General features: G+C 64.6%; 25 protein-coding genes and 1 riboswitch. Of the genes, 18 read left to right on the plus strand and 7 right to left on the minus strand.

The window, feature by feature from the left end; genetic code table 11:
• Positions 1-83: 83 nt before the first annotated feature.
• Positions 84-1,688: a phosphoenolpyruvate carboxykinase gene (locus DQ230_RS01335; protein WP_113910683.1), complete on the plus strand. Its 1,605-nt coding sequence runs from the start codon at positions 84-86 to the stop codon at positions 1,686-1,688.
• Between the two features lie 106 nt (positions 1,689-1,794).
• Here DQ230_RS01335 and DQ230_RS01340 read toward each other — a convergent pair whose 3' ends face one another.
• Together DQ230_RS01340 and DQ230_RS01345 are read right to left on the minus strand one after the other, a co-directional pair.
• On the minus strand, positions 1,795-2,127 hold the full coding sequence (locus DQ230_RS01340; protein ID WP_113910684.1) for an AzlD domain-containing protein: 333 nt from the start codon (positions 2,125-2,127) through the stop codon (positions 1,795-1,797).
• Positions 2,124-2,843, minus strand: coding sequence for an AzlC family ABC transporter permease (locus DQ230_RS01345; RefSeq protein WP_113910685.1), 720 nt, complete (start codon positions 2,841-2,843; stop codon positions 2,124-2,126). The genes DQ230_RS01340 and DQ230_RS01345 overlap by 4 nt, the downstream gene beginning before the upstream one ends.
• Before the next feature lie 57 nt (positions 2,844-2,900).
• Between DQ230_RS01345 and DQ230_RS01350 the strand changes: the two genes are divergently transcribed.
• From DQ230_RS01350 to DQ230_RS01365, 4 genes are all read left to right on the plus strand, one after another.
• On the plus strand, positions 2,901-3,791 hold the full coding sequence (locus tag DQ230_RS01350; protein WP_113910686.1) for a formate dehydrogenase accessory sulfurtransferase FdhD: 891 nt from the start codon (positions 2,901-2,903) through the stop codon (positions 3,789-3,791).
• A gap of 67 nt (positions 3,792-3,858) precedes the next feature.
• Positions 3,859-4,461, plus strand: a complete 603-nt coding sequence (gene mobA / locus DQ230_RS01355) for a molybdenum cofactor guanylyltransferase MobA (RefSeq protein WP_113910687.1) — start codon at positions 3,859-3,861, stop codon at positions 4,459-4,461.
• Positions 4,458-4,961, plus strand: coding sequence for a molybdopterin-guanine dinucleotide biosynthesis protein B (mobB, locus tag DQ230_RS01360; RefSeq protein WP_113910688.1), 504 nt, complete (start codon positions 4,458-4,460; stop codon positions 4,959-4,961). The genes mobA and mobB overlap by 4 nt, the downstream gene beginning before the upstream one ends.
• Complete coding sequence (locus tag DQ230_RS01365) at positions 4,958-7,087, plus strand: molybdopterin-binding protein (protein ID WP_113910689.1); 2,130 nt, start codon at positions 4,958-4,960, stop codon at positions 7,085-7,087. Before mobB ends, DQ230_RS01365 begins: the two co-directional genes overlap by 4 nt.
• Positions 7,088-7,104: 17 nt before the next feature.
• On the opposite strand, the gene DQ230_RS01370 is transcribed toward DQ230_RS01365, so the two are convergent.
• Genes DQ230_RS01370 through DQ230_RS01380 form a run of 3 tightly spaced genes read right to left on the minus strand, consistent with a single transcriptional unit; the run spans position 7,105 to position 9,707 of the window.
• Entirely contained in the window at positions 7,105-7,218 is a 114-nt protein-coding gene (locus DQ230_RS01370) for a DUF2474 domain-containing protein (protein ID WP_113910690.1), read from the minus strand.
• Positions 7,218-8,255 carry a cytochrome d ubiquinol oxidase subunit II gene (cydB, locus tag DQ230_RS01375; protein WP_203227971.1) on the minus strand — a complete coding sequence of 346 codons (1,038 nt, stop codon included), beginning with the start codon at positions 8,253-8,255 and terminating at the stop codon, positions 7,218-7,220. Before cydB ends, DQ230_RS01370 begins: the two co-directional genes overlap by 1 nt.
• Before the next feature lie 3 nt (positions 8,256-8,258).
• Positions 8,259-9,707 (minus strand): cytochrome ubiquinol oxidase subunit I, encoded by a 1,449-nt coding sequence (locus tag DQ230_RS01380; protein ID WP_113910692.1) that lies wholly within the window; start codon positions 9,705-9,707, stop codon positions 8,259-8,261.
• A 155-nt stretch (positions 9,708-9,862) separates the two neighbouring features.
• Between DQ230_RS01380 and DQ230_RS01385 the strand changes: the two genes are divergently transcribed.
• From DQ230_RS01385 to DQ230_RS01420, 8 genes are all read left to right on the plus strand, one after another.
• A complete protein-coding gene (locus DQ230_RS01385; protein ID WP_113910693.1) occupies positions 9,863-10,576 on the plus strand; it encodes a Crp/Fnr family transcriptional regulator in 714 nt (237 codons plus the stop codon).
• 94 nt (positions 10,577-10,670) lie between these two features.
• Complete coding sequence (locus DQ230_RS01390; protein WP_113910694.1) at positions 10,671-10,883, plus strand: YgaP family membrane protein; 213 nt, start codon at positions 10,671-10,673, stop codon at positions 10,881-10,883.
• Between the two features lie 27 nt (positions 10,884-10,910).
• A complete protein-coding gene (locus DQ230_RS01395; RefSeq protein ID WP_203227972.1) occupies positions 10,911-11,792 on the plus strand; it encodes an MBL fold metallo-hydrolase in 882 nt (293 codons plus the stop codon).
• 22 nt (positions 11,793-11,814) lie between these two features.
• Positions 11,815-13,494: a bifunctional protein tyrosine phosphatase family protein/NAD(P)/FAD-dependent oxidoreductase gene (locus tag DQ230_RS01400; protein ID WP_113910695.1), complete on the plus strand. Its 1,680-nt coding sequence runs from the start codon at positions 11,815-11,817 to the stop codon at positions 13,492-13,494.
• 72 nt (positions 13,495-13,566) lie between these two features.
• Positions 13,567-15,309, plus strand: coding sequence for a SulP family inorganic anion transporter (locus DQ230_RS01405; protein ID WP_113910696.1), 1,743 nt, complete (start codon positions 13,567-13,569; stop codon positions 15,307-15,309).
• A gap of 1 nt (position 15,310) precedes the next feature.
• Positions 15,311-15,751, plus strand: a complete 441-nt coding sequence (locus DQ230_RS01410; protein ID WP_113910697.1) for a YeeE/YedE family protein — start codon at positions 15,311-15,313, stop codon at positions 15,749-15,751.
• Positions 15,751-16,170: a DUF6691 family protein gene (locus DQ230_RS01415; protein WP_113910698.1), complete on the plus strand. Its 420-nt coding sequence runs from the start codon at positions 15,751-15,753 to the stop codon at positions 16,168-16,170. Before DQ230_RS01410 ends, DQ230_RS01415 begins: the two co-directional genes overlap by 1 nt.
• Positions 16,171-16,178: 8 nt before the next feature.
• Complete coding sequence (locus DQ230_RS01420; protein WP_113910699.1) at positions 16,179-17,090, plus strand: MBL fold metallo-hydrolase; 912 nt, start codon at positions 16,179-16,181, stop codon at positions 17,088-17,090.
• 61 nt (positions 17,091-17,151) lie between these two features.
• Here the strand turns inward: DQ230_RS01420 and DQ230_RS01425 are convergent, their stop codons facing one another.
• Positions 17,152-17,970 (minus strand): TlpA disulfide reductase family protein, encoded by an 819-nt coding sequence (locus DQ230_RS01425; RefSeq protein ID WP_113910700.1) that lies wholly within the window; start codon positions 17,968-17,970, stop codon positions 17,152-17,154.
• Positions 17,971-18,098: 128 nt separating this feature from the next.
• On the opposite strand from DQ230_RS01425, the gene DQ230_RS01430 reads away from it, so the two are divergent.
• From DQ230_RS01430 to DQ230_RS01445, 4 genes are all read left to right on the plus strand, one after another.
• Positions 18,099-18,779, plus strand: coding sequence for a response regulator (locus tag DQ230_RS01430; protein ID WP_113910701.1), 681 nt, complete (start codon positions 18,099-18,101; stop codon positions 18,777-18,779).
• On the plus strand, positions 18,770-20,107 hold the full coding sequence (locus DQ230_RS01435) for an ATP-binding protein (RefSeq protein ID WP_113910702.1): 1,338 nt from the start codon (positions 18,770-18,772) through the stop codon (positions 20,105-20,107). The genes DQ230_RS01430 and DQ230_RS01435 overlap by 10 nt, the downstream gene beginning before the upstream one ends.
• A gap of 184 nt (positions 20,108-20,291) precedes the next feature.
• Positions 20,292-21,518 carry an aromatic ring-hydroxylating oxygenase subunit alpha gene (locus tag DQ230_RS01440; protein ID WP_113910703.1) on the plus strand — a complete coding sequence of 409 codons (1,227 nt, stop codon included), beginning with the start codon at positions 20,292-20,294 and terminating at the stop codon, positions 21,516-21,518.
• Between the two features lie 5 nt (positions 21,519-21,523).
• Positions 21,524-22,597 (plus strand): FAD-binding oxidoreductase, encoded by a 1,074-nt coding sequence (locus tag DQ230_RS01445; protein WP_113910704.1) that lies wholly within the window; start codon positions 21,524-21,526, stop codon positions 22,595-22,597.
• Between the two features lie 249 nt (positions 22,598-22,846).
• Here DQ230_RS01445 and DQ230_RS01450 read toward each other — a convergent pair whose 3' ends face one another.
• Entirely contained in the window at positions 22,847-23,179 is a 333-nt protein-coding gene (locus DQ230_RS01450; RefSeq protein ID WP_162497331.1) for a hypothetical protein, read from the minus strand.
• 121 nt (positions 23,180-23,300) lie between these two features.
• A riboswitch (cobalamin riboswitch) is annotated at positions 23,301-23,509 on the minus strand.
• 140 nt (positions 23,510-23,649) lie between these two features.
• Between DQ230_RS01450 and DQ230_RS17000 the strand changes: the two genes are divergently transcribed.
• Positions 23,650-23,883 carry a hypothetical protein gene (locus tag DQ230_RS17000; protein WP_162497332.1) on the plus strand — a complete coding sequence of 78 codons (234 nt, stop codon included), beginning with the start codon at positions 23,650-23,652 and terminating at the stop codon, positions 23,881-23,883.
• Positions 23,884-24,094: the final 211 nt, after the last annotated feature.

The following is a 24,094-nucleotide window of genomic DNA, read 5'->3' on the forward strand; positions in this document are numbered from 1 at the left end:
CGCGCTGTAACAGCGCCCGCACCCGCTATATGCCACCACAGGCCAGACGGCCGGCACTGACCAGTATTTGGAGAGCGATTGTCATGACATTGGGACGGGTAAACCCGAAATTCCGCCTTGAGGATCAAGGGATCACAGGGCTTGGCGACGTGCATTACAACCTGATCGAGCCGGCGCTGGTCGAGGCGGCGCTGAAAAACGGCGAAGGCGCGCTGGGCCGTGGCGGTGCCTTCCTTGTCTCAACCGGCAAGTTCACCGGCCGCTCGCCGCAGGACAAACACGTGGTCAAAACGCCCAGCGTCGAAGACAGCATCTGGTGGGAAAACAATGCCGCGATGTCGCCCGAAGGGTTCGATGCGCTTTATGACGACATGGTCGCCTACATGGCCGGCGGCACCTATTACGTGCAGGACCTGATCGGCGGCGCGGACCCCGCGCATGCGATCAAGGTGCGCATGGTCACCGAGCTGGCGTGGCACGGCCTTTTTATCCGCCACTTGCTGCGTCGCCCCGATGCAGACGCGCTGGACCATTTCATCGCCGATTTCACCGTCATCAACTGCCCCGGCTTCCAGGCCGACCCGGCCAAGCATGACTGCCGCTCCGAAACGGTCATCGCAATGAATTTCGACCGCAAGATCATCCTGATCGGCGGCACCGAATATGCCGGCGAAAACAAGAAATCCGTCTTTTCGTTGCTCAACTACCTGCTTCCCGCCAAAGACATCATGCCGATGCACTGCTCGGCCAACCACGCCAAGAACAATCCGGTCGATACGGCCATTTTCTTCGGCCTTTCGGGCACCGGCAAAACGACGCTTTCCGCAGATCCCAACCGCACGCTGATCGGCGATGACGAACACGGCTGGTCCGACCGCGGCACCTTCAACTTCGAGGGCGGCTGCTACGCCAAGACGATCAACCTCAGCCCCGAGGCAGAACCGGAAATCTACGCCACCACCAGCAAATTCGCCACCGTCATCGAAAATATGGTCTATGATGAAAGCACGCGCGAGCTGGATTTTGACGACGATTCACTCACTGCGAACATGCGCTGCGCCTACCCGCTGGAATATATCTCGAACGCCAGCGACACGGCCATCGGCGGCCACCCCAAGAACATCATCATGCTGACCTGCGACGCATTCGGCGTCCTGCCCCCCATCGCGCGGCTGACCCCGGCGCAGGCGATGTATCACTTCCTGTCCGGCTTCACCTCCAAGGTGGCCGGGACCGAGCGCGGCATCACCGAGCCCGAGCCGACCTTCTCCACCTGCTTTGGCGCGCCCTTCATGCCGCGCCGCCCCGAAGTGTACGGCAACCTGCTGCGCACCAAGATCGCCAAGCACGGCGCAACCTGCTGGCTGGTCAACACCGGCTGGACAGGGGGCGCCTACGGCACCGGCAGCCGCATGCCGATCAAGGCAACGCGCGCGCTGCTGACCGCCGCGCTGGACGGATCGCTGAATGATGTCAAATTCCGCACCGACGCCAATTTCGGCTTTGACGTGCCGATTGATGCGCCCGGCGTGCCGACCGTCCTGCTGGACCCGCGCCGCACATGGGACAAGCCCGACAGCTATGACCGCCAGGCGGCAAAACTGGTCGATATGTTTGCAAAGAACTTCGAGCAGTACATGCCCCATATCGACGAAGACGTGAAAGCCGTGGCCATCGGCCAAAAGTAACGCCGCGCCTTATACACCGTAAATAATACAAAAAACCCGGCAGCTTTGAAGACTGCCGGGTTTTTTCTTGGGCCAAATACCCTCGCCGAAGGCGAAAATCCCTGCCCTATCCAACCAGATACAGCATCAGATACAGCGCCGCGCCGCCAGCAATGATGGCGGCCAGAACATTTCGTGTGATCAGTCCGGCAATGATCGTCACGCAGGCCGCCGTCAGCCGCGCCGTGTCCAGGGTGCCCCCCGTTGCGGGCGGCCACACCACCATCGGCGCGACCAGTGCGGGCAACACCGCCACGGCCGTATACCGCAGGTGGCGCAGCACCCAGCCGGGCATCGGGCGGTCGCCGATCAGTCCCAGGAAAACGAACCGCAGACCGAAGCTACCCAGCCCAAGCACTGCAATCACGATCCAGATATCCAGCGTCGCAATGTCCCTCATCGCCGCGCCTCCATTCGACGCGTCGTCATCAGCTCCACCTGCGCGCCCGCGATCATTCCGGCTGCCCCCGCGACCAGCAGCCCCAGACTGTAGGGAATGAACGCCAGCGACAGGGACACCATGATCGCCACCAGTGCCGCCACCACATGCGCTGCGGTGCGCAGCATCGGCGCGATCATCGCCAGGAATGTAATCGGCACCGCAAAGTCCAGCGCGAATTCCGGCGGGATCGCCGTGCCCACGACCGCGCCGACGACGGTAAAGATCAGCCAGAGGGGAATCAGCGGCGTGATGGCCCCGAAATAAAACGCCAGCTTTGCGGGAATTCCCCAATCTGGGTTTTTCTCATAGGCCAGGATGGAGCAGGCATAGGCCTGATCGACCATCATATACGCCACCAGCGCGCGCTGGCCCAGTGGCGCGCGGCCCAGATGCGGCGTCAGGGATGCCGAATACATCGCCATGCGCAGATTGACCGCCAGCGCCGTGACGCAGATGATGATCGTCGGCGCATGTTCCGACAATAGCTGAATGGCCGTGAACTGCGCCGCGCCTGCCACCACCAGCAGGGAAAAGGCGAATGTCTCGATCAGGGTCAGCCCCGCCTCGGTTGCCACGACGCCGAACAGCATTGAAAACGGCACCAGCACCAGAATGAACGGCGCGCCGGCGCGCACGCCTTGCCAGTATGTCGATTTGGTGGTCACAGTGGTCATTTGGAAATACGCCGGCAAGGATGGGATCATCCGTTGCCTACCGGCCTGCGACAGGAGATGCAATTGCCCCGCACGGACAACGACAGCCCCTACATCATCGCGCCCGCACCGGACGCCCCCGGTCTGACGCGCGCCGTGACCGGCACCGACCAGACCGGCACGCCGCAGACCGTCAACGTCGTCGAAGAACGCCCGCTGACCATTTTCCTGAACGCACAGGAAATCGTCACCGCCATGACCATCGGCGACTACCCTGAATATCTGGCGCTGGGGTTCCTGCGCAATCAGGGCATGCTGAAGGACGGCGAGAAAATCCTGCGCGTCGATTACGATGAAGAGCTTGAGACGGTCGTTGTCCGCACCGACGGGCAGACCACCTACGAGGACAAGCTGAAGAAAAAGACCCGCACCAGCGGCTGCGCCGTCGGCACCGTCTTCGGCGACATGATGGAGGGGCTGGAGGGTGTCACCCTGCCGCAAGCCAATTTGCGCACCTCGCACCTTTACGCGCTGGCGCATGTCATCAACACCACGCCGTCGCTCTATCTGACGGCCGGCGCGATCCATGGCACGGTGCTGTGCGAAGGGGATCGCCCGCTGGTCTATATGGAGGATGTCGGCCGCCACAACGCGGTGGACAAGATCGCCGGCTGGATGCTGTCCGAGAATGTCGCGCCGACCGGCAAGATGCTCTACACCACCGGGCGTCTCACGTCCGAGATGGTGATAAAAACCGCGCTGATGGGCATTCCCATCCTCGCCTCGCGCTCTGGCTTTACCGCATGGGGGGTGGAGATCGCGCAACAGGTCGGGCTGACGCTGATCGGGCGGCTGCGCGGGCGCCGCTTCGTCTGCCTTGCGGGCGAAGAACGGCTGATCCGCGACGCAGATCCCGCCGCGGTGGCCGACGAGGACAGCAAACACCGCCGCAAAAGCGCCGGGGCATGATCCTTGCCCGCCCCAGCCTGCCCGCCTAAGACAGTGCCGAGCGCCGCCAGTACCCAAGGATCCTAACATGCAACAACCCTATGCCATCATCCTTGCCGGAGGCCGCGCCACGCGTATGGGCGGCGGCGACAAGGGGCTGCTGCCGCTTGGGCGCAGCACGCTGCTGGAGCATGTGCTGGACCGGATCGCGCCGCAGGTCGCCGCGACGGCGCTGAATGCCAATGGCGATCCGCAGCGCTTTGCGCGGTTTGGCCTGCCGGTGCTGGCCGACCCCGTCGGCGGCTACGTTGGCCCCCTGGCGGGCGTTCTGGCAGGGCTGGACTGGGCCGCGAAGGAGGGCGCGGAAACAATCGTTTCCGTCGCCGCCGATACGCCGTTCTTTCCCTGCGATCTGGTCGCCCGGCTGGTGCTGGCCGCCGAGGGGATGCAGGCGCCGCTGGCGCTGGCCGCCACGCCGGACGGGCGCCACCCGACATTCGGCCTTTGGCCCGTGGCCCTGCGCGACGATCTGCGCGGCGCCCTTCAAGGCGGGCTGCGCAAGGTGGTGCAGTGGACGGACGCGCACAATGCCGCAACGGCGATGTTCGACGATGGCGGCGATCCCTTCTTTAACGTCAACACGCCCGAGGATCTGGCCAACGCGCAAGCCATGCAGGAGGCCGGGCAATGAAAATATACGGCGTCACCGGCTGGAAAAACGCCGGGAAAACCGGATTGATGGAACGTCTAGTGACTGAAATCACCGGGCGCGGCCTGCGCGTGTCGACGGTGAAACACGCCCATCACAGCTTTGACGTGGATCAGCCGGGGCGCGACAGCTATCGCCACCGCGCGGCAGGCGCGGACGAGGTGTTACTGGTTTCCGGCACCCGTATCGCCCTGATGCAGGAGCTGCGCGGCGCGCCCGAGCCGCCGCTGGCGGACCTTCTGGCGCGGCTCACCCCCATCGATCTGGTCCTGATCGAGGGCTACAAACGCGAGGACCACCCCAAGGTCGAGGCATGGCGCAGCAGCGCCGGCAATCCGCTGATCGCGCCCGATGATCCCACGATCCGCGTCGTCGCTGCCGATATCCCCGCCGAGGTGGCAGGCCAGGTCAGCCAGCCGGTGCTGGACCTGAACGACACCGCCGCCATCGCCGATTTCATCCTGGCCGAGCTGGGGCTGTGACCGGGTTCGACAGCTTTCTGGTCGTCGACTGGTCGGCATCTGCCGCGCCCGCGCCCGCGCGCCCATCCAAGGATGCGATATGGCTGGGCCTTGTGCAGGGCGGCACCCCGCAGGATCCACTCTACTGCCGCACCCGGACCGAGGCCGAGGCGCGTATTGCCGACATTATCGCGGGCGAACGCGCCGCCGGTCGCCGCCTGTTGGTCGGCTTCGATTTTCCGTTCGGCTATCCGATCGGCACCGCGCGGCGCATCACCGGCAGCGACGATCCGCTGGCCCTTTGGGACTGGCTGGAGGCGCGCATTACCGACAGCGACACCGGCGCCAACAACCGCTTTGACGTGGCCGAGGCGATGAATGCCCGCTTCGATGATCCGGGCCCATTCTGGGGCAAGACCCACGCGGATCGCTGGCCCGGCATCCCCTACCGCAAGGCGGGCATAGACTACACCGAAATCGCGGAAAAGCGTGCCTGCGACGTGGCCGCCAAGGCCGCCAGCAGCTGTTTTCAGCTGTGTTTTCCGCCCACGGTGGGCAGCCAGATGTTGATGGGCCTGCCGATGCTCTCGCGGCTGCGCCGCCAGCATGGCGCACGCGCCTGGCCATTTGACGATTGGCAAGACGCGCCGACAGTGCTGGCCGAAATATGGCCCGGTTTGATAGAATCCGCCGTGACATCCGCGCTCGGCGCAGGCGCGCCGATCCGCGACGCGGTGCAGGTCACGCTGCTGGCGCGGGCGCTGTCGCGCCTGCCGGCGGCGGACCTGAATGCAATGATGACAGACCTGCCGCAAGCGGCACAGCAGGAGGCTTGGATCTTGGGCACCGGACATGAAAGCACGCTGAACGATCTGGCCGGGGATGACGCGCCCCCCGCGCCGCCGCCGCTGCGCGACGATTGCTTTGCCATGCCCGCCGGGGTGGACTGGACGCCGGTGGATGATGCGCTGGCCACCCTGCGCGCCGGTCTGCACCCGGTCGTGCGCCCCGCGCACTGCAACGTGCCGGACGCCTGCGGGCGCATCCTGTCCGCGCCCGCCATCGCGCGCCGCGCCAATCCGCCCACGCCCAATTCGGCGGTGGATGGGTATGGCTTTGCCCATGACAGCCTGCCGCCGGGCGATCCGGTGCTGCCGCTGGTTTCGGGCCGCGCGGCTGCCGGCGTGCCCTATGACGGCACGGTGCCGCCCGGCCATGCCATCCGCATTCTGACCGGCGCGGCGGTGCCGGCGGGCGTCGATACCGTCATACTGGAAGAAGATACGCGCACGGGCGCAGGCCAGCTCGCCTTTCGCGCCGGGATAAAGCGCGGCGCAAACACCCGCAAGGCGGGCGAGGATGTGGACGCGGGGGCCGAACTGCTGCCCAAGGGCCGCGTGCTGACCCCTGCCGATCTGGCGCTGCTGGCCGCAACCGGGCTGGGCGTGGTCGAGGTGTTCGAGCGTCTGCGCGTCGCCGTCATTTCCACCGGGGACGAGTTGATCGAGGCAGGCGGCGCGGCCAATCCCGGCCAGATCTATGACGCCAACCGCCCGATGCTGCTGGCCCAGATCCGCGCATGGGGGCTGGAGGCGGTCGATATGGGCCGCATCCCCGATGACCGCGCCGCCCTGCGCGCCGCGCTGGATGATGCCGCCAGCCGCGCCGATGTGATCCTGACCTCGGGCGGCGCCTCGGCGGGGGACGAGGATCACGTCTCGGCCCTTTTGTCCGAGGCGGGCGCGATGCAGCAATGGCGCATCGCGCTGAAGCCGGGCCGACCGCTGGCCCTGGGTCTGTGGCAGGGCGCACCGGTGTTCGGCCTGCCCGGCAATCCGGTGGCCGCATTGGTCTGCACGCTGATCTTTGCGCGCCCCGCGCTTGGCCTGCTGGCCGGCGCGGGCTGGCAAGAGCCGCAGGTGTTCCACGTCCCGGCCGCGTTCGAGAAATCGAAAAAACCGGGCCGCCGCGAATATCTGCGCGCCCGCATCCGCGATGGCCGCGCCGAAGTGTTCGCGTCCGAAGGATCGGGCCGGATCAGCGGCCTCAGCTGGGCCGAGGGGCTGGTGGAGTTGCCCGACGCCGCCGCCACGATCCAGGCGGGCGATCCGGTGCGCTACTACCCGTTCGGCAGTTTCGCATTCTGACGGCCCATTCCGGCGGCTCAGACCAGAAACAGCCGGATGCCGTAGCCGATCGCCCCCAGCACGGCGACGGACAGCGCCCATATGGCGACGAACCACAGCAGGCGCTGCCAGAACGGGCGCGGCTGCGACATCAGTGATAGCCGCTTTCGGGGTCGATCTTGCCGCGGAACACCCAGTAGGCGTAGGCGGTATAGGCCAGAATGATCGGCAGCAGCACCGACGCGCCGACCAGCATGAACACCTGACTGCGCCGGGGGGCCGCAGCCTCCCAAATCGTGACCTCGGTTGGCACGATATAGGGGAACATCGACACGCCCAGCCCGACAAAGCACAAGCTGAACAGCGCCAGCGCCAGCACGAAAGGCCGGTATTCGTGCCGGTGGATGGTCAGCGACCGGAACATCAGCGCCGCAATCGCCAGCACCGCCAGCGCCACGCCACCCGCCAGCCCGATATGCCAGCCGGCGAACCAGCGGCTGTAGTACCCCTCTTGCAAGAACGGGGTCCAGAGGCTGATGATGCCGATGAACACCAGCGTCGCCACGCCCAGCGGCCATGCACGGGTGCGCATCCGCTCTTGCAACTCGCCGGTTGTCTTCATCACCAGCCACGTGGCGCCCAGCAGCATGTAACCGGCCATGACCGCCACGCCCACGGTCAGCGAGAACGGCGTCAGCCAATCCCACCAGCCGCCAGAATAGCTGCGCGCGGCCTTGTCGATGTCAATGCCTTGCAGCAGCGCGCCCAGCGCGATCCCCTGGCACAGCGACGCGATGCCCGACCCGCCGATGAATGCCGCATCCCAGGCGGCGCGCATGCTGCCCCGCTCGGCCCGCCAGCGAAATTCGAACGCCACACCGCGAAAGATCAGCGCCAGCAGCATCAGGATGATCGGCATATACAGCGCGGGCAGGATCAGCGCATAGGCCAGCGGAAACGCCGCCATCAGCCCGCCGCCGCCCAGCACCAGCCACGTCTCGTTGCCGTCCCAGACGGGGGCGACGGTGTTCATCATCACGTCGCGGTCGCCGCGCTTTCGCTCCAGCGCGAACAACATCCCAAGGCCCAGATCGAACCCGTCAAGGATGACGTAGATCAGCACCGCCGCGGCAATCAGGAACGCCCAGATCACGGTCAGATCGAATGAAAACCCTTCAACCATTGGCATGGATCATTCCCCCGCTTCTATCGGTGCCGACCGCGGCGGCTTGTCGTCATGGGCCGCCGCCTTGCCCGCTGTGCGCACCGGGCCCTGGCTGATATCCTTCATCCGCGCCTCGCCGGTGTGGGGCGGCTGGGCCATCAGGCGCAGCATGTAATAGGTGCCGGCGCCGAATACCGAAAAGTAGATGACGATGAACGCAACCAGCGTCGCGCCCACCGCCGGCGCATCCAGCGGCGCGGCGCTGTCGGCGGTGCGCAGCAGGCCGTAAACGGTAAAGGGCTGGCGCCCCACCTCGGTCGTGATCCAGCCCGCCAGCACCGCAATCAGGCCCGAGGGCGCCATGACCAGCGCCGCGCGGTGCAGCATGGGCGCATGAAACAGCGTGCCGCGCCAGCGCGCCCAGAGCGACCAAAGGCCAATGCCCAGCATCGCAAAGCCCAGCGCCACCATGATGCGGAAGGCCCAGAACACGATGCCGACAGGCGGCTGATCGGCGTCCGGCACGGTATCCAGCCCGGCCAGCGGCGCGTTCAGATCATGCTTCAGGATCAGCGAGGACAGCTTGGGGATGCCCAGCGCATAATCCAGCGTCTGCGTTTCGTCATTGGGGATGCCGAACAGGTAAAGCGGCGCGCCGTTCTCGTGGCTCTCGTAATGGCCCTCCATCGCCATGACCTTGGCCGGTTGATACTCCAGCGTGTTGATGCCGTGCAAATCGCCCAGGAATATCTGCACCGGCGCGACGATCGCCGCCATCCACATCGCCATGGAAAACATGGTGCGCGTGGCCGGCGTGACCTCCTCGCTGTGGCGCCGCCGTTTCAGCAGGTGAAACGCCGCAACGCCGCCAACGATGAAGGCCGTCGTCAGATAGGCCGCCGTGACCGTGTGCATCAGGCGGTAAGGGAAGGACGGGTTGAATACGATCTGCCAGAAATCCAAGGGAAGGAACTGCCCGGTCGCGGCGTCAATCTCGAACCCGACGGGGGTGTGCATCCAGCTGTTGACGCTGATGATCCAGAAGGCCGAGAAAAACGTGCCGAACGCCACCGCAGCGCAGGCCGCCATATGCAGGCCCGGCCCCACCTTGTCGCGGCCAAACAGCATGATGCCAAGAAACCCCGCCTCAAGGAAAAACGCCGACAGCACCTCGTAGGCCATCGGCCCGCCGATCACCGGCCCGGCCTTGTCCGAAAACACCGACCAGTTGGTGCCGAACTGGTAGGACATGACGATGCCCGACACGACCCCCATGGCAAAGGCCAGCGCGAAAATCTTGACCCAGTAGCGGAACAGATCCAGATAACGCCGCTTTTTCGTCCACAGCCACAGCGCGTTCAGCACCGCCAGATAGCTGGCCAGCCCGATGGTGAACGCCGGAAACAGGAAGTGGAACGATACGGTAAATGCGAATTGCAGGCGGGCCAAAAGCACCGCATCGAAGGAACCGAGCATGACAAACCTCGCTCTTTGCTGCAGGTGAGGTAACGCAGCCAGCCCCTTAAGGCAAATGATCCGCCTTGCGTGAAATGTCACACCCCCGCTTTGCAATGCTGCTGCGGACTGACTAAACTCGCACAATCGCACCCGATTTTCAGGATCTCCGCAGCATGAGCAACGACACCCCCCGCCCCGGCGCAGCAGAGCATCCGGCCGGGGCGCCCGAGGTCTGGATCGACCGATTTGCCGGCCTGTCCCGGCTCAAGGGGCAGGTCCGGCAAACGCTGCTGGCGCGCAGCACCATCATTGCCGCGCCGCGCGGCACGGTGGTATTCGGCCCCGGCAAGTCACCGGAAAACATGCTGTTTTTGCTGGATGGATCGGTGCGGGTGCAGCAAACCTCCGAAGGCGGGCGCGAAATTGTCCTCTACCGCATCCATGCCGGGGAAAGCTGCGTTTTGACCACGGCCTGCCTGCTGGCCTATGACGATTACGCCGCCGAAGGCATCGCCGAAACGGACATCCGCGCCGCCGCCCTGCCCCGGAGCGTGTTTGACGATCTGGTCGCAACATCGCCCGAATTTCGCAATTTCGTGTTCTTCGCCTTCTCCAAGCGCATTACCGATCTGTTCCTGATGATCGACGAGGTGGCGTTTCAGCGCATCGACGTGCGGCTGGCGCAGAAACTGCACGAGCTGGCCCAAGGCGGGCCAGAGGTGCAGACAACGCATCAGCAGCTGGCGGCCGAGCTGGGCAGCGCGCGCGAGGTCATCTCGCGTCAGTTGCAGGAATTCCAGCGCCGCGGCTGGATTGCCCAGACGCGCGGCACCATCGCGCTGACCGATGCGGGGGCGCTGGCCGAACTGGCACAGCACCGCAGCTGACGGGCCGGGGCTGCGCGGGCTGTGTGACAAAGTCACTGACCCCGCCCCCCGCGCGGCGGTATAGATTGGTCAAACCATTTGGAAAGGCCCCGCCATGACACCGAATATCGGACCCACCGACCGCATTTTTCGCATCGTTTTCGGCCTGCTGCTGATTGCGCTGCCATTTATCAGCGGCTTTGCCCTGTTTGACGCAACATGGGCCACGGCCGCATCTGTCATCATCGGCATCGTGCTGCTGGCCACCGCCGCCATGCGGTTCTGCGCGCTCTACACCCTATTTGGGATTCGCACCTGCAGCCGCTGACCCCACCTGCCCCCTCGGAGGACATACATGAGCTATCCCATCGACATGTCGATCACACCGGACGTTTCGGCGCATTTTGACGCGGCAACCAATACCATCAGCTATATCGCCCGCGATCCGGCCAGCAATCACTGCGCCATCATCGACAGCGTGATGGACATCGACTATGCCGCCGGCCGGATCACCCATGACCACGCCGATGCGCTGATAGCCGAGATCGAATCGCGCGGGCTGGTTCTGGACTGGATCATCGAGACGCATGTGCATGCTGACCACCTCAGCGCCGCGCCCTATATCCAGCAGCGGCTGGGCGGCAAGATCGGCGTTGGCGACCAGATCATGGTCGTGCAGGACACGTTCGGCAAAGTCTTTAACGAAGGCACCGAATTCCAGCGCGACGGCAGCCAATTCGATGCCTTGTTCGAGGATGGCGATACCTACAAGGTCGGGGAAATGGACTGCAGGGCGATCTACACCCCCGGCCACACGCCCGCCTGCATGGTGCATGTGATGGGCAACACCGCCTTTGTCGGGGATACGCTGTTCATGCCCGACGGCGGCTCGGCCCGTGCCGATTTTCCGGGCGGCGACGCCGGCACATTGTACGACAGTATTCAAAAGGTGCTGGCCCTGCCGGACGACATGCGCCTGTTCATGTGCCACGATTACGGCCCGAATGGCCGCGCCATCGCGTGGGAGACGACCGTGGCCGAGCAGAAGGCGCACAACATCCATGTCGGCGGCGGCAAGTCGCGCGAGGAGTTCGTGCGCTTTCGCAACGAACGCGACGCGACCCTGGCCATGCCGCGCCTGATCATCCCGTCGCTTCAGGTCAATATGCGCGCAGGCCACGTGCCCGCCGACAAGGACGGCAACCCGATGCTCAAGGTGCCGATCAACACGCTGTAATGACCGCCGCAAGGGAATTTCCATGACGTTAGAGACCAAGACGATTTCGGCGCAGCTTTCGGTCGCGCCCCAAATTACGGCGGCCGATATCCCCGCGCTGAAACAGCAGGGCTATCGTTCGATCATCTGCAACCGGCCCGACGGCGAAGGCGCCGATCAGCCCAGCTTTGGCGAGATCGAGCAGGCGGCGAAATCCGCCGGGCTTGAGGCGCGCTATATCCCCATCACCCACGGGCTGGTCAGCGAGGGCGACGCCGATACCTTTGGCGCGGCGCTGGCCGAATTGCCCGGCCCGGTGCTGGCTTATTGCCGATCCGGCACGCGGTCGGCAACGCTGTGGTCATTGGCGCAGGCGGGTAGCAAGACGGTCCCCGACATTCTGGCCGCCACCCAACGCGCGGGCTACGACATGAGCGGCGTGGTCCGCCGCATCGCCAATGGCGGCAAGACGCCGACAGATGCGCCCGATGCCAGCCATGATATCGTGATCGTCGGCGCCGGCGCCGCCGGTATTGCCGTGGCCGCCAGCCTGCATTCACGCGATGCCGCGCTGGATATTGCCATTATCGACCCGGCGGATGTGCATTATTACCAACCCGGCTGGACCATGGTAGGCGGCGGCATTTTCGACGCCAGCCAGACCGCCAAGACGATGGCCAGCCTGATCCCGAAAGGCGTCACTTGGATCAAATCCGCCGTCGCCGCGTTCGAGCCGCAGCAAAATGCAATCATCCTCGATGGCTGCCGCGTGGTGAAATACACCCGGCTGATCGTCTGCCCCGGCCTCAAGCTGGACTGGGGCAAGGTCGATGGCCTGATCGACACGCTGGGCAAGAATGGCGTGACGTCGAATTACCGCTATGATCTGGCGCCTTACACCTGGAAGCTGGTCCAGAACATGAGCAGCGGCCGCGCCATATTCACCCAGCCGCCCATGCCGATCAAATGCGCCGGCGCACCGCAAAAGGCGATGTACCTGTCCTGCGATGCGTGGCTGCGTCGCGGCGTGCTGAAGGATATCAATGTTCAGTTCAACAATGCCGGCGCGGTGCTGTTCGGGGTCAAGGAGTACGTGCCTGCCCTGATGGACTATGTCGAGAAATACAAGGCGCAGTTGAACTTTCATCACAACCTGATCTCGGTCGATGGCGCCGCGAAAACAGCCGTTTTCGAGGTCAAGGAGCCTGACGCGGAGGCAAGGCGGGTCGAGATGGAATTTGACCTGATGCATGTCTGCCCGCCGCAGACAGCGCCCGATTTCATCCGCGTCTCGCCCCTGGCCGATGCGGCGGGCTGGATCGACGTTGACCAGTCCACCCTGCGGCACAAAACCTACGACAACATCTGGTCACTGGGCGATGTGATGAATGCCCCGAACGCCAAAACCGCCGCCGCCGCGCGCGTGCAGGCGCCCACCGTGGCCGAGAATGTGATCGCCGATATCAGCGGCAAATCGGCGGTGGCGCTTTATAACGGCTATGGCTCCTGCCCGCTGACGGTGGAGCGGGGCAAGATCGTACTGGCCGAATTCGGCTATGGGGGCAAGCTGCTGCCCAGCCTGCCGGGCGCGCTGATTGACGGAACCAAACCATCCCGCGCCGCGTGGTTCCTGAAGGAACGGATGCTGCCGCCGATCTACTGGAAGGCGATGCTGCGCGGGCGTGAATGGCTGGCATCGCCGGAACATCCGGATCTGCCCTAGGCCGCGCCAGCCTGATCTGAAACGCGCCGTGCGGCCACCGCCGCCGGCGCCATTTTTGCCTGAGATTGACACATGCACGCCATCGCCCGCTATTTCCCGATCCTGACATGGGGCCGCGCCTATGACCGCGCCGCCCTGTCGGATGATCTGATCGCCGCCGTGATCGTGACGATCATGCTGGTGCCGCAATCGCTGGCCTATGCGCTGCTGGCCGGGATGCCGCCCGAGGCGGGGCTTTATGCCTCGATCGCGCCGATCCTGCTCTATGCGGTGTTCGGGACCAGCAATGCGCTGGCCGTCGGGCCGGTTGCGGTGGTGTCGCTGATGACCGCCGCCGCACTGGGCGAGGTCGCCAGTCAGGGCAGCATGGGCTATGCCGCCGCCGCGCTGACGCTGGCGGCACTGTCGGGCGTGATATTGCTGGCGATGGGGGTCTTCCGGCTGGGATTTCTGGCCAATTTCCTGTCGCATCCGGTCATTGCCGGGTTCATCACCGCCTCGGCCATCATCATCGCCCTTGGCCAGCTGCGCCATATCCTCGGCATTGCGGGCGGCGGCGATACGCTGATTGAACTGGCACAGAGCCTGGCGCTGAACCTGCACCAGATAAACATCCCCACGCTGGTCCTGGGCGCATCTGCCACGGCCTTCCTGTTCTGGGTGCGCCGGGGGCTGAAGCCCGCCCTGCGCCGCGTCGGACTTGGCCCGCGCATGGCCGATGTCGCGGCCAAGGCGGGGCCGGTGGCGGCTGTGGTCGCGACAACTCTGGCGGTCTGGGGGCTGGATCTGGGCGCACGGGGCGTGGCCATTGTCGGCACTGTCCCGCAGGCGCTGCCGCCGCTGACCATGCCGGATCTGTCACCGGATCTGATCGGCCAGCTGCTGCTGCCGGCGCTGCTGATCTCGGTCATCGGCTTTGTCGAATCCATTTCCGTGGCGCAGACGCTGGCCGCGAAAAAGCGCGAACGCGTCAGCCCAAATCAAGAACTTATCGGGCTGGGTGCGGCCAACATGGGCGCGGCTTTTACCGGCGGTTTCCCGGTAACGGGCGGCTTTTCCCGGTCGGTGGTGAATTTCGACGCAGGCGCGCGCACCCCTGCCGCAGGCGCGTTCACCGCCGCCGGGCTGGCCATTGCCGCGCTGGCGCTGACACCGCTGATCTACTACCTGCCAAAGGCGACGCTGGCGGCGACCATCATCGTCGCGGTCCTCGGCCTGGTCGATTTCGGCATCCTGCGCCGCAGCTGGACCTATTCCAAGCCCGATTTCATCGCCGTCGCCACCACGATCGCCGTCACACTTGCCTTGGGCGTTGAGCTGGGCGTGACCAGCGGCGTGGTGATTTCCGTGCTGCTCTACCTGTTCAAAACCTCGCGCCCGCATATTGCCGAAGTAGGCCGGATTGCCGGGACCGAGCATTTTCGCAACATCCACCGCCATGACGTGCTGACCGATCCGGCCATCGTCACCCTGCGCATTGACGAAAGCCTGTATTTCGCCAACGCCCGGTTTCTGGAGGATCACATTCTGGACCGCGTCACCCGCGACAAGGCCGTGCGGCATGTCATCCTGCAATGCTCGGCCATAAACGAGATTGACCTCAGCGCGCTGGAATCGCTTGAGGCTATCAACCAGCGGCTGAGCGGGATGGGCGTCGCGCTGCACCTGTCCGAGGTCAAGGGCCCGGTCATGGACCGGCTGAAGCGCGCGCGTTTTCTGAACGAAATGACCGGTTCCGTGTTTCTGTCCCAACATGGCGCCATCGCCGAACTGACCGGCGCGCCGTACACTGACACCACAAAGGGAGGCATTTGACATGCTGCCAATCACACCAACCGATTTCACGCCATGGGCGTCGCTGGGGGGCGGTATCCTGATCGGCCTTTCGGCGGTCATGGTCATGGCCCTGTTTGGCCGCATCGCCGGCATTGTCGGCATCACCGCGGGCGCGGCCACCGCAGGCGACCGGGGCTGGCGCATCGCCTTTATCGGCGGGCTGATCGCGGCGCCGCTGCTGTGGCTGGTCGCAACAGGCGCGATGCCGCAGCAGACGGTCAGCAGCAACCTGCCCGCCATGGCCATTGCCGGGCTGATGGTCGGCGCCGGCACCGCGCTGGGATCGGGCTGTACGTCGGGGCATGGGGTGTGCGGACTGGCGCGCCTGTCGGGCCGGTCGCTGGCGGCTGTCATCACATTCATGATTTTTGCGGCAGGCACGGTGTTCGTGCTGCGCCATGTCATCGGGGGGGCAGTGTGATGCGGATCGTTTTCGGCTTCCTGTCGGGGCTTGTCTTTGGCATCGGCCTGATCATCTCGGGCATGGCCAATCCGGCCAAAGTCCTGAATTTCCTCGATATATTCGGGGCATGGGATCCCAGCCTGGCGTTCGTGATGGGCGGCGCGATGCTGACGGCATTTGTCGGGTTCCGGCTGGCATGGAAGCAAAGCGCGCCAGTCCTGCTGCCCAAGTTCGACCTGCCCACCGCCAGCGATATCGACGGCAAGCTGCTGACCGGCGCAGCGGTTTTCGGCATCGGTTGGGGCATCGGCGGCTTTTGCCCCGGACCGGCCTGGACCGCGCTGACCATGGCGGCGCCCGGCACGCTGGTATTCGTGCCGATGATGCTGCTCGGCGTCGTGCTGGGCCGCTATCTGAAATCCAACACCTTCGCATAAAGGAGCGTATGAACATGACAAAGGACGCAATCACCCGCCACTCCCCCTCGACCGGCGCAGGCAGCCCGGATGTCTGGGGCATTTACGAGCCTGATACCGGGTCGATCCAGTATATCTGCGCCTGCCCTACCACCAAAAAGGCCGCGCTGATCGATGTGGTCTGGAATTTCGACCCCAAGAGCTTTGCCACCGATACGCGCAGCATGGATCAGGTGGTGGCACTGGCCAAAGAAAACGGTCTGGAGATCACCCTGATCCTCGACACGCACCCCCATGCGGATCACGTCATGGCATCGGCGCAGCTGAAACAGCAGCTGGGCGTGCCCAACGCCATCGGCGCCAAGGTGCGCGAGATCGCGGAATTGTGGCGCGATCTGTACAACACGCCGACCGCCTTTGACCCGGAGCGGGATTTCGACCACCTGTTCGAGGATGGCGACAGCTTTGCCATTGGCGATCTGGAGGTGCGCGTGATGCTGTCGCCGGGGCATACGCTGGGCTCGATCACCTATGTCTGCGGCGATGCGGCCTTTGTCCACGACACGCTGATGATGCCCGATGCCGGCACCAGCCGCGCGGATTTCCCCGGCGGATCGGCGGATGAGCTGTGGCAGTCAATCCAGGCCATCCTCAGCCTGCCGGACGAAACGCGCCTGTATATCGGCCACGATTACGGCACCGATGACCGCGACGCGCCGATGTGGGAGGCCACCGTTGCCGAGCATAAGGCCAAGAACAAACATGTGAAATCAGGAACGGACAAGGCGGACTATATCAAGACGCGGCAGGACCGCGATGCAACGCTGGCCCTGCCCGACCGGATGCTGGCCGCGCTGCAAATCAACCTGCGCGGCGGTCGCCTGCCGGAGGCCGAGGGTGACGGACATTCCTATCTGAAAATGCCGGTCAACAAGTTCTAAAGCGTCATCAACGGCCGGCGTTCAGCCATGACACGCGGCGCCAGATGGCGCCGCGTTTGCATCATCGCGCCACCGGCGCCACCTCGCTCAGCGCGCGCTCCAGAACCGCGCGCGATATTTCCCCGGTATGCGATTGCACCAGCGCGCCGGTACGGTCGAAAATCAGGGTCGCGGGCAGTCCCTTGGCCCCCAGCGCAGTCATCAGGTCCATCTGCCGGTCCAGCACGATATGCTCGGCCCCCAGCCCCTCGGCGGCCAGAAACCGGCCGATTTGCGCGACGCCCTCACCCTGGTTGGCGAATACGAAGGTTGCGCCGTCGCTTTGCGTCGCCAATTCCAGCATCATAGGCATCTCGCGCCGGCAGGGCGGGCACCACGTCGCCCAAAGGTTCAAGACAACCGGCCCCTCAATATTCTGAAGCGTAACATCGTTCCCTCTCAGCGCCTCGAAGGTGCCGGTCGGCAACTCGACACCGGGGCCGCTGAATGCGCTGCTGACCGCAAGAAACACCCCCGCCGCCACAACGGCGCCCAGCGCCAGTGGCATCACCGGCACCTTTCGTCGCAGACCCGCAAAGGCGATCATCACACCGGCGAAGGCGGCGCCGATCAATGGCGCGAAACTGCCCTGCCACAGCTTGAGCGCATCCCATGGGTTTGCAGCAAAACTACCGAGGTTTGCCAGAACAAACCCCGCCCGCGCCCCGATGATCCACGCAGCCAGCGCGGCAAACGCCCATGTCGATCGTGCGTGCCGCCCTTGGCGCGCGGCGGGTCCGGCGCCGCGAAATTCCGCGATCACCAGAAACACGATGACGGCGGCAATAAACGCCAGACGCGAGGCATCCATCACCAACGGCCCGAGCGATACGGCGTTCACAGCCGCGCCCGCTTGGTTAAAGGCCGCGTAGCAGGTATGAGGTCGAACATTGTCATCCTGCCTGTTTAACCCGGCAGTCTTAAGCCCATCTTAAGACAGATGCACCAGATTGGCGATATGGAGCGATCATGCGTATTTTGATAGTCGAGGATGACGCGGTTCTGGCGAACGGGCTGATGGTGGGCCTGCGCCTGAACGGGTTCACCGCCGAACCTGTGGGCACGCTGGCCGACGCGCGCGCGGCGTTGGACACGTCGGATTTCGCGGCCATCGTGCTGGATCTGATGCTGCCCGACGGATCGGGTCTGGACCTGCTGACAGGGCTGCGCAGCAAGGGCGTGCAGACCCCCGTTTTGCTGCTGACCGCGCGCGACCAGACGCGCGACCGGGTCGATGGGCTGGATGCCGGTGCCGACGATTATCTGGGCAAACCCTTTGATCTGGACGAGCTTTCGGCGCGGCTGCGCGCGATCCTGCGGCGCGGCGAGGGGCGCGCGGCGCCTGTCATCCATTGGAACGGTCTGGTGCTGGACCCTGCTGCACAAAGCGGCGCATTGCACGGCAATGCCATCCGGTTTTCGCGCCGCGAATTTGCGGTGCTGCATGCCCTGATCGAACGGCCCAGCCACATATTGTCCAAATCCCAGATCGAAGAGCGGCTATATGGCTGGCAGGAAGACGTCGAAAGCAACGCGGTCGAGGTGCATATTCACCACCTGCGGGCCAAGCTGGGCCGCGACTTTATCGAAACGGTGCGGGGCCTTGGATACCGGCTTGCGCCCGAAGATTGTCCTGCTGCATGTCGCTGAAAATACGCCTCTTTCTGCTGCTGTCCGCGGCGACCGGATTGGTCTGGCTGTCGGCGGTGCTGTGGATCGACTATTCAACGCGCGGCGAGGTCGAGAAGGTGCTGGACGCGCGCCTGCGCGAGGCGGCAACGATGGTGTCATCGCTGATCGCGGACCGCCGCATTGACGTGACAGCGGACGCGCCCCGGCAGCTGTCGGTGCCTGCCGCCACGGGCGCAGGATATAACAGGCAACTGTCCTGCCAGATCTGGTCGCTGGACGGCGGGCTTCTGGGCCAGTCCGAGGGCGCGCCGGCCGCACGTTTGACCACGGCCACGCAGTCCGGCTTTTCCCAGGAAGTGGTCGATGGCGAATTGTGGCGCGTCTACACGACCGTCAATACAGAACTGGGCGTGCGCGTCATGGTCGGGGATGCGGTCGCGGTGCGGGGCCGCCTTGTGCGCGACGTGATGACCGGCTTTGCGATACCGGCGGCGGTGATCCTGCCGCTGCTGGCCGCGCTGATCTGGCTCAGCGTCGGGCGCGGGCTGAAACCACTGGACCGGCTGGCCGAGGGGCTGCGCGAGCGCGCCCCGCAGGATCTCAGCCCGCTGCCCGCCGGCCCTGCCCCGCGCGAAATCCGGCCCGTGCGCCGCGCCCTGAATCGCCTGTTTGCCGAGGTCGAGGCCGTGCGCGCGACCGAGCGTGATTTTGTCGCCTTCGCCGCGCATGAGCTGAAAACCCCGATGGCGGGCCTGCGCATGCAGGCACAGATCGCGCGCATCGCCGAGGATGACGACACGCGCCGTCATGCGTTGCTGACGATAGGACAATCGGTCGATCGCACGGATCGTCTGGTGCGGCAACTGCTGGATCTGGCCACGGTCGAGCGGCACGGAACCAGCGCCGCGCCCGTGGATCTGGCCGCCCTGATCGCGGACGCGTGCCGGGATCTGGGCCAGATGGCCGCACAAAAGCGAGTGCGGGTTGAGGTCTTTGGCGAAACTGCGGGGACGACCCGCACCACCCGCTATCTGCTGCACGCCGCGCTGCGCAACCTTCTGGAGAACGCGATTGCCGCATCCCCCGAAGGCGGCACCGTCGATGTAAGCGTAGAGCAAACGCCCGATCGGCTGTCGATCACCATCCGCGATCAGGGGCCGGGCATCGCACCTGACCAACTGGACCGCGTTACAGAGCGGTTCTATCGCCCGGCAGATGCACCGCAGGGCGGCAGCGGCCTCGGCCTTGCTATCGTTGCAAGCGCGGTCAACCGGCTGAACGGCAGGCTGGATCTGCCAGCCGCGGCGGGCAGCGGGCAGACCGTGCGCATTCATTTCCCGCAGTAGCGCAATCGGTATCGCCGTGGATGTCTGTTTCTCAGCCCGGAATGTCGCAATCCTGTAATGACTCGCGCCTGATCCGGCGTAGAGGTGGCCTGCACCCTGCTGCGCCGCAGGTGCCGGAGCGGACCATGCCCCGCCCACTGACCCCACTTAACAGCCGCAAAACAGCGGCAGGAGAGATCGCCAGATGACCCACGATATCGACACCCTTCTGGCGCGGCGCATGTCCGGCCACGCGCTGGAGCAGCCCTTTTACACCGATCCCGGCATCTTTGCCGAGGATATGGAGGCGCTGTTTTATTCCGAATGGCTGTTCGCCGTACCCGCCTGCGAGCTGACAAAACCGGGCGCTTATGTGACCCTGCAAATCGGCGCCTATGGGATCATCGTGGTCAAGGGCGCCGATGGGGTGATCCGCGCATTCCACAACTCCTGCCGGCATCGCGGCTCGATCATTTGCAAGGCGGCGAAGGGCCACGCGCCCAAGCTGGTCTGCCCCTACCATCAGTGGACTTACGAGCTGGACGGCCGCCTGCTGTGGGCGCGCGAGATGGGCGATGATTTCGACCCCACCAAACACGGGCTGAAAACGGTGCATTGCCGTGATCTGGCCGGGCTGATCTATATCTGCCTTGGCGATGTCGCCCCCGATTTCGAGGCATTCGCCGACCTCGCCCGCCCCTATCTGGAGGTGCATGATCTGGCGAATGCCAAGGTCGCGCATGAAACCAGCATCATTGAAAACGGCAACTGGAAACTGGTCTGGGAGAATAACCGCGAGTGTTATCACTGCGGCGGCAACCATCCGGGCCTGTGCCGGTCCTACACCGATGATCCGACAGTTTCAGGCGTGACCGAAGGCGACGTGCCGCCGCATCTTCAGGCGCATTTCGACCGGCTGGAGGCGAAAGGATACCCGTCGCAGTTCCGGATGTCCGATGACATGCAGTACCGGTTCGCCCGGATGCCGCTGCTGCCGGGCGCCAAAAGCTTTACCATGGATTTGCAGCCCGCCAGCAAGCGCATCCTCGGCCGCGTCACCGATGACACCGCGGGCACGCTGCTGAAATATCACTACCCCACGACCTGGAACCACTTCCTGCCCGATCATACGGTGGTGTTCCGCGTGACGCCGCTGACCGCCACCACCACCGAAGTCACGACCAAATGGCTGGTTCACAAGGACGCGGTCGAGGGGGTGGATTACGACCTGACCCGCCTGACCGAAGTATGGATCACCACCAATGACGAGGATCGCCGCGTGGTCGAGGATAATCAGCGCGGCATCAATTCGCCCGCCTATCAGCCCGGCCCCTACTCGCCCATTCACGAAACGGGCGTGATCGGCTTTGTCGATTGGTATTGCAACGCCATGTCGCGCCGGCGCGGCCCTGCGGCACTGGCGGCGGAGTAACGCAAATGAAGGATCTCGCCCCAAGCACCGGCACCATCTGGCACCAGTCCGAGCCGCTGGAATGCGTCTCGGTCGTGCCGGAAATGGCCAATACCGCGTCTTTCACCTTTCGGGCGCCATCAGGTGCGCTGTTCGATTTCCGGCCCGGCCAGTTCCTGACGCTGGAGCTGCCGGTGCCGGGCGGCACGGTGCATCGCACCTATACCATATCATCCTCGCCCTCGCGGCCCCGATCCATCACCATCACCGCCAAGGCGCAGCCGAACAGCATCGGCACCCGCTGGATGCTGGACCATTTGCAACCGGGCATGTGCCTGAACGTCATGGGGCCGGCCGGGCTGTTCAGCCATGTTGAACGGGCGGCGGACAAACATCTGTTCATCTCGGCCGGGTCGGGCATCACGCCGATGATGTCGATGACCACGTGGATGTACGATCTGGGCGCCGCGCCGGACATCGTGTTCATCAACTGCGCCCGCCGCCCGTCCGAGATCATCTTTCGCCAGCAGCTGGAGCATATGGCCAGCCGCGCGCCCGGCCTCGATCTGCACTGGGTGGTCGAGGCGCCGGACCGCTACGCGCCATGGGCGGGCTATCGCGGCCAGATCAACCAGCTGATGCTGGGTCTGATGGCCCCCGATTATCTGGAGCGCGAGGTGTTCTGCTGCGGGCCAGAGCCATTCATGCAAGCGGTGCGCGAGGCGCTTCAGGGTCTGGGCTATGACATGGACCGCTACCATCAGGAAAGCTTTCAGGCGCCGGTGGCAGTACTGGCCGACGCGCCGGTTATCGACGATGTCGTGCCGGACGAGGAGACACGCGCCGAGATCACCTTTGCCCTGTCGGGCGTCACGGCAAAAGTGGCCGAAACCGATACGGTGCTGGCCGCGGCCAAGGCAAACGGGCTGAACATCCCCTCGGGCTGCACCTTTGGCGTCTGCGGCACCTGCAAGATCCGCAAGACGTCGGGCGAGGTGCATATGGTGCATAACGGCGGCATATCCGACGATGACATTGACAGCGGTTATATCCTTGCCTGCTGCTCCAACCCCATCGGCGCCGTCACGGTCGAGGTTTAGCGCACCGCGTCCAGCGCCGCACAGATTACGCCCTGCCCGCCGGTCAACGCCGCCGGGCCGGTCTATCGGCTCAGCGATGATTTGATCTCGACCATATGGCCCTGCGCGCCCGCCGGAATCGCGCCCCAGCCGGGCCGCGCCGTGATCCGCTCAGGGCGCGGCGTCGATCACCTGCTGGCCTGCCAGGATACGGTCCTTGGCGGCGGGCCGCGCCGATAGCGCGGGAAATCCATCGGCGCGGCGCGTTCCTCAAGCTAGGGGGTTGGCCGCGCCTTTCCAGCCTGATCTGCCCCGGCGCGCCCGCGCACCGCCCCGCCGCGCGGGCTTGGGCAAGGCCAGATCCAGCGGCGTCAGCGGATGGCGCACAGACGCGGCCAGCAATTCGCAAAAGACCGCAATCGCCGGGTCCGTTTCCGCGAAATCGACCGCCATCCGGTAGGCGCGCCGCGCCTCGGCCCCGTAGTCGGCATGACCCGGCAGGCCGCCCAGCCATTGCATATAGCCCAGCTGGCCCAATTCCCGCGCCCGTTGCGGCGAAGACAGGCCTATCCGAAGTTGGTAGAGTGTTCGTTCAATCTGCATCGCGCCCTCCGCGCAAAGGCAGGGGATCGCAGACAGCTCAGGGTCGAATCGGGTCCGTTTTGGTCCATCTCGATCTGCTCTCTCTCCGAGGCACCCCGCCCGGTTTAAGGTGGCTACGGCGCCAAAAGCACCGGAGATGGCAGGTCTCCTGACTCGCGGGTCGCAGCTTTCCTGAACCTTCCCGGACAATACGCCCAGTGGTGTCACTCAGGATCGCTCACCGCTTACAGTTGCGGGGGCAGTCACGGAATTGGGCAAGCGCCCGCACCGTGTTCCCTATTATGACGGACAGGCCAAAGCCGATCCGCCACCATCCCGATTTGCATCGCAGACATACGCCCCGATTTCAAGAAGATTTGGCAATGCGCTGATGGCGCCTCCACGTCCCGGCACGTTCCGGCAGGCTCCTGTCGCGTGCCACGTGGACCTTGGGCAGTATGCAGGCCCACCGCCAAGGCCCATGGCGTCACATGCAGCTTCTGAAACTGCCCACGGGCGGCTGGATCAATCGGCTCGATCGTGGCGCCTGCCCGGCCATTCCGGAAACATCCCGCGAGCAGAGGCTGAAGATAACCCACATGCACAGCGCAGCGCATGCGACAGGGTTGCCTGAAATGAAGCGACAGATCTCCGGCAAAACCGCATCAGCTGACGGCATAGCGAGCCAAAACCCTTGCTTGCGGAATGATCGCTGCCTGACTTGACATGCACTTATTGAATCAATACTTCTGGATATATGGATACAGAACACGCTCTCAAAGCCTTCGCCGCCCTCGGTCAGCCCACGCTGTTGATTGTCATTGAGAACTGACCCGGCATTTTCATCGAGATCTGACCCACCCAGTCGTTATGATCTGCTGATTATGATGGCGTCAATGCTGTTGCCTCCTTTCGCTTTTTCTTCGCTGTTTCGGA

This window comes from Roseovarius dicentrarchi, assembly GCF_003316635.1.
GTDB lineage: Bacteria > Pseudomonadota > Alphaproteobacteria > Rhodobacterales > Rhodobacteraceae > Roseovarius > Roseovarius dicentrarchi.

What these genes read in the sequence shown, in the direction of transcription:
- DQ230_RS01430 (WP_113910701.1), top strand. Translation starts at nt 18,099, where the DNA reads ATGCGTATTTTGATAGTCGAGGATGACGCGGTTCTGGCGAACGGGCTG.
- DQ230_RS01370 (WP_113910690.1), bottom strand. Translation starts at nt 7,218, where the DNA reads ATGTCGCAGCCGCGCCCGTTCTGGCAGCGCCTGCTGTGGTTCGTCGCC.
- cydB (WP_203227971.1), bottom strand. Translation starts at nt 8,255, where the DNA reads ATGCCAATGGTTGAAGGGTTTTCATTCGATCTGACCGTGATCTGGGCG.
- DQ230_RS01350 (WP_113910686.1), top strand. Translation starts at nt 2,901, where the DNA reads ATGCAATTGCCCCGCACGGACAACGACAGCCCCTACATCATCGCGCCC.
- DQ230_RS01400 (WP_113910695.1), top strand. Translation starts at nt 11,815, where the DNA reads ATGACGTTAGAGACCAAGACGATTTCGGCGCAGCTTTCGGTCGCGCCC.
- DQ230_RS01380 (WP_113910692.1), bottom strand. Translation starts at nt 9,707, where the DNA reads ATGCTCGGTTCCTTCGATGCGGTGCTTTTGGCCCGCCTGCAATTCGCA.
- DQ230_RS01440 (WP_113910703.1), top strand. Translation starts at nt 20,292, where the DNA reads ATGACCCACGATATCGACACCCTTCTGGCGCGGCGCATGTCCGGCCAC.
- DQ230_RS01390 (WP_113910694.1), top strand. Translation starts at nt 10,671, where the DNA reads ATGACACCGAATATCGGACCCACCGACCGCATTTTTCGCATCGTTTTC.
- DQ230_RS01405 (WP_113910696.1), top strand. Translation starts at nt 13,567, where the DNA reads ATGCACGCCATCGCCCGCTATTTCCCGATCCTGACATGGGGCCGCGCC.
- DQ230_RS01340 (WP_113910684.1), bottom strand. Translation starts at nt 2,127, where the DNA reads ATGAGGGACATTGCGACGCTGGATATCTGGATCGTGATTGCAGTGCTT.
- DQ230_RS01450 (WP_162497331.1), bottom strand. Translation starts at nt 23,179, where the DNA reads ATGCAGATTGAACGAACACTCTACCAACTTCGGATAGGCCTGTCTTCG.
- DQ230_RS17000 (WP_162497332.1), top strand. Translation starts at nt 23,650, where the DNA reads ATGCAGCTTCTGAAACTGCCCACGGGCGGCTGGATCAATCGGCTCGAT.
- DQ230_RS01335 (WP_113910683.1), top strand. Translation starts at nt 84, where the DNA reads ATGACATTGGGACGGGTAAACCCGAAATTCCGCCTTGAGGATCAAGGG.
- DQ230_RS01420 (WP_113910699.1), top strand. Translation starts at nt 16,179, where the DNA reads ATGAACATGACAAAGGACGCAATCACCCGCCACTCCCCCTCGACCGGC.
- DQ230_RS01410 (WP_113910697.1), top strand. Translation starts at nt 15,311, where the DNA reads ATGCTGCCAATCACACCAACCGATTTCACGCCATGGGCGTCGCTGGGG.
- mobA (WP_113910687.1), top strand. Translation starts at nt 3,859, where the DNA reads ATGCAACAACCCTATGCCATCATCCTTGCCGGAGGCCGCGCCACGCGT.
- mobB (WP_113910688.1), top strand. Translation starts at nt 4,458, where the DNA reads ATGAAAATATACGGCGTCACCGGCTGGAAAAACGCCGGGAAAACCGGA.
- DQ230_RS01395 (WP_203227972.1), top strand. Translation starts at nt 10,911, where the DNA reads ATGAGCTATCCCATCGACATGTCGATCACACCGGACGTTTCGGCGCAT.
- DQ230_RS01415 (WP_113910698.1), top strand. Translation starts at nt 15,751, where the DNA reads ATGCGGATCGTTTTCGGCTTCCTGTCGGGGCTTGTCTTTGGCATCGGC.
- DQ230_RS01345 (WP_113910685.1), bottom strand. Translation starts at nt 2,843, where the DNA reads ATGACCACTGTGACCACCAAATCGACATACTGGCAAGGCGTGCGCGCC.
- DQ230_RS01435 (WP_113910702.1), top strand. Translation starts at nt 18,770, where the DNA reads ATGTCGCTGAAAATACGCCTCTTTCTGCTGCTGTCCGCGGCGACCGGA.
- DQ230_RS01445 (WP_113910704.1), top strand. Translation starts at nt 21,524, where the DNA reads ATGAAGGATCTCGCCCCAAGCACCGGCACCATCTGGCACCAGTCCGAG.
- DQ230_RS01385 (WP_113910693.1), top strand. Translation starts at nt 9,863, where the DNA reads ATGAGCAACGACACCCCCCGCCCCGGCGCAGCAGAGCATCCGGCCGGG.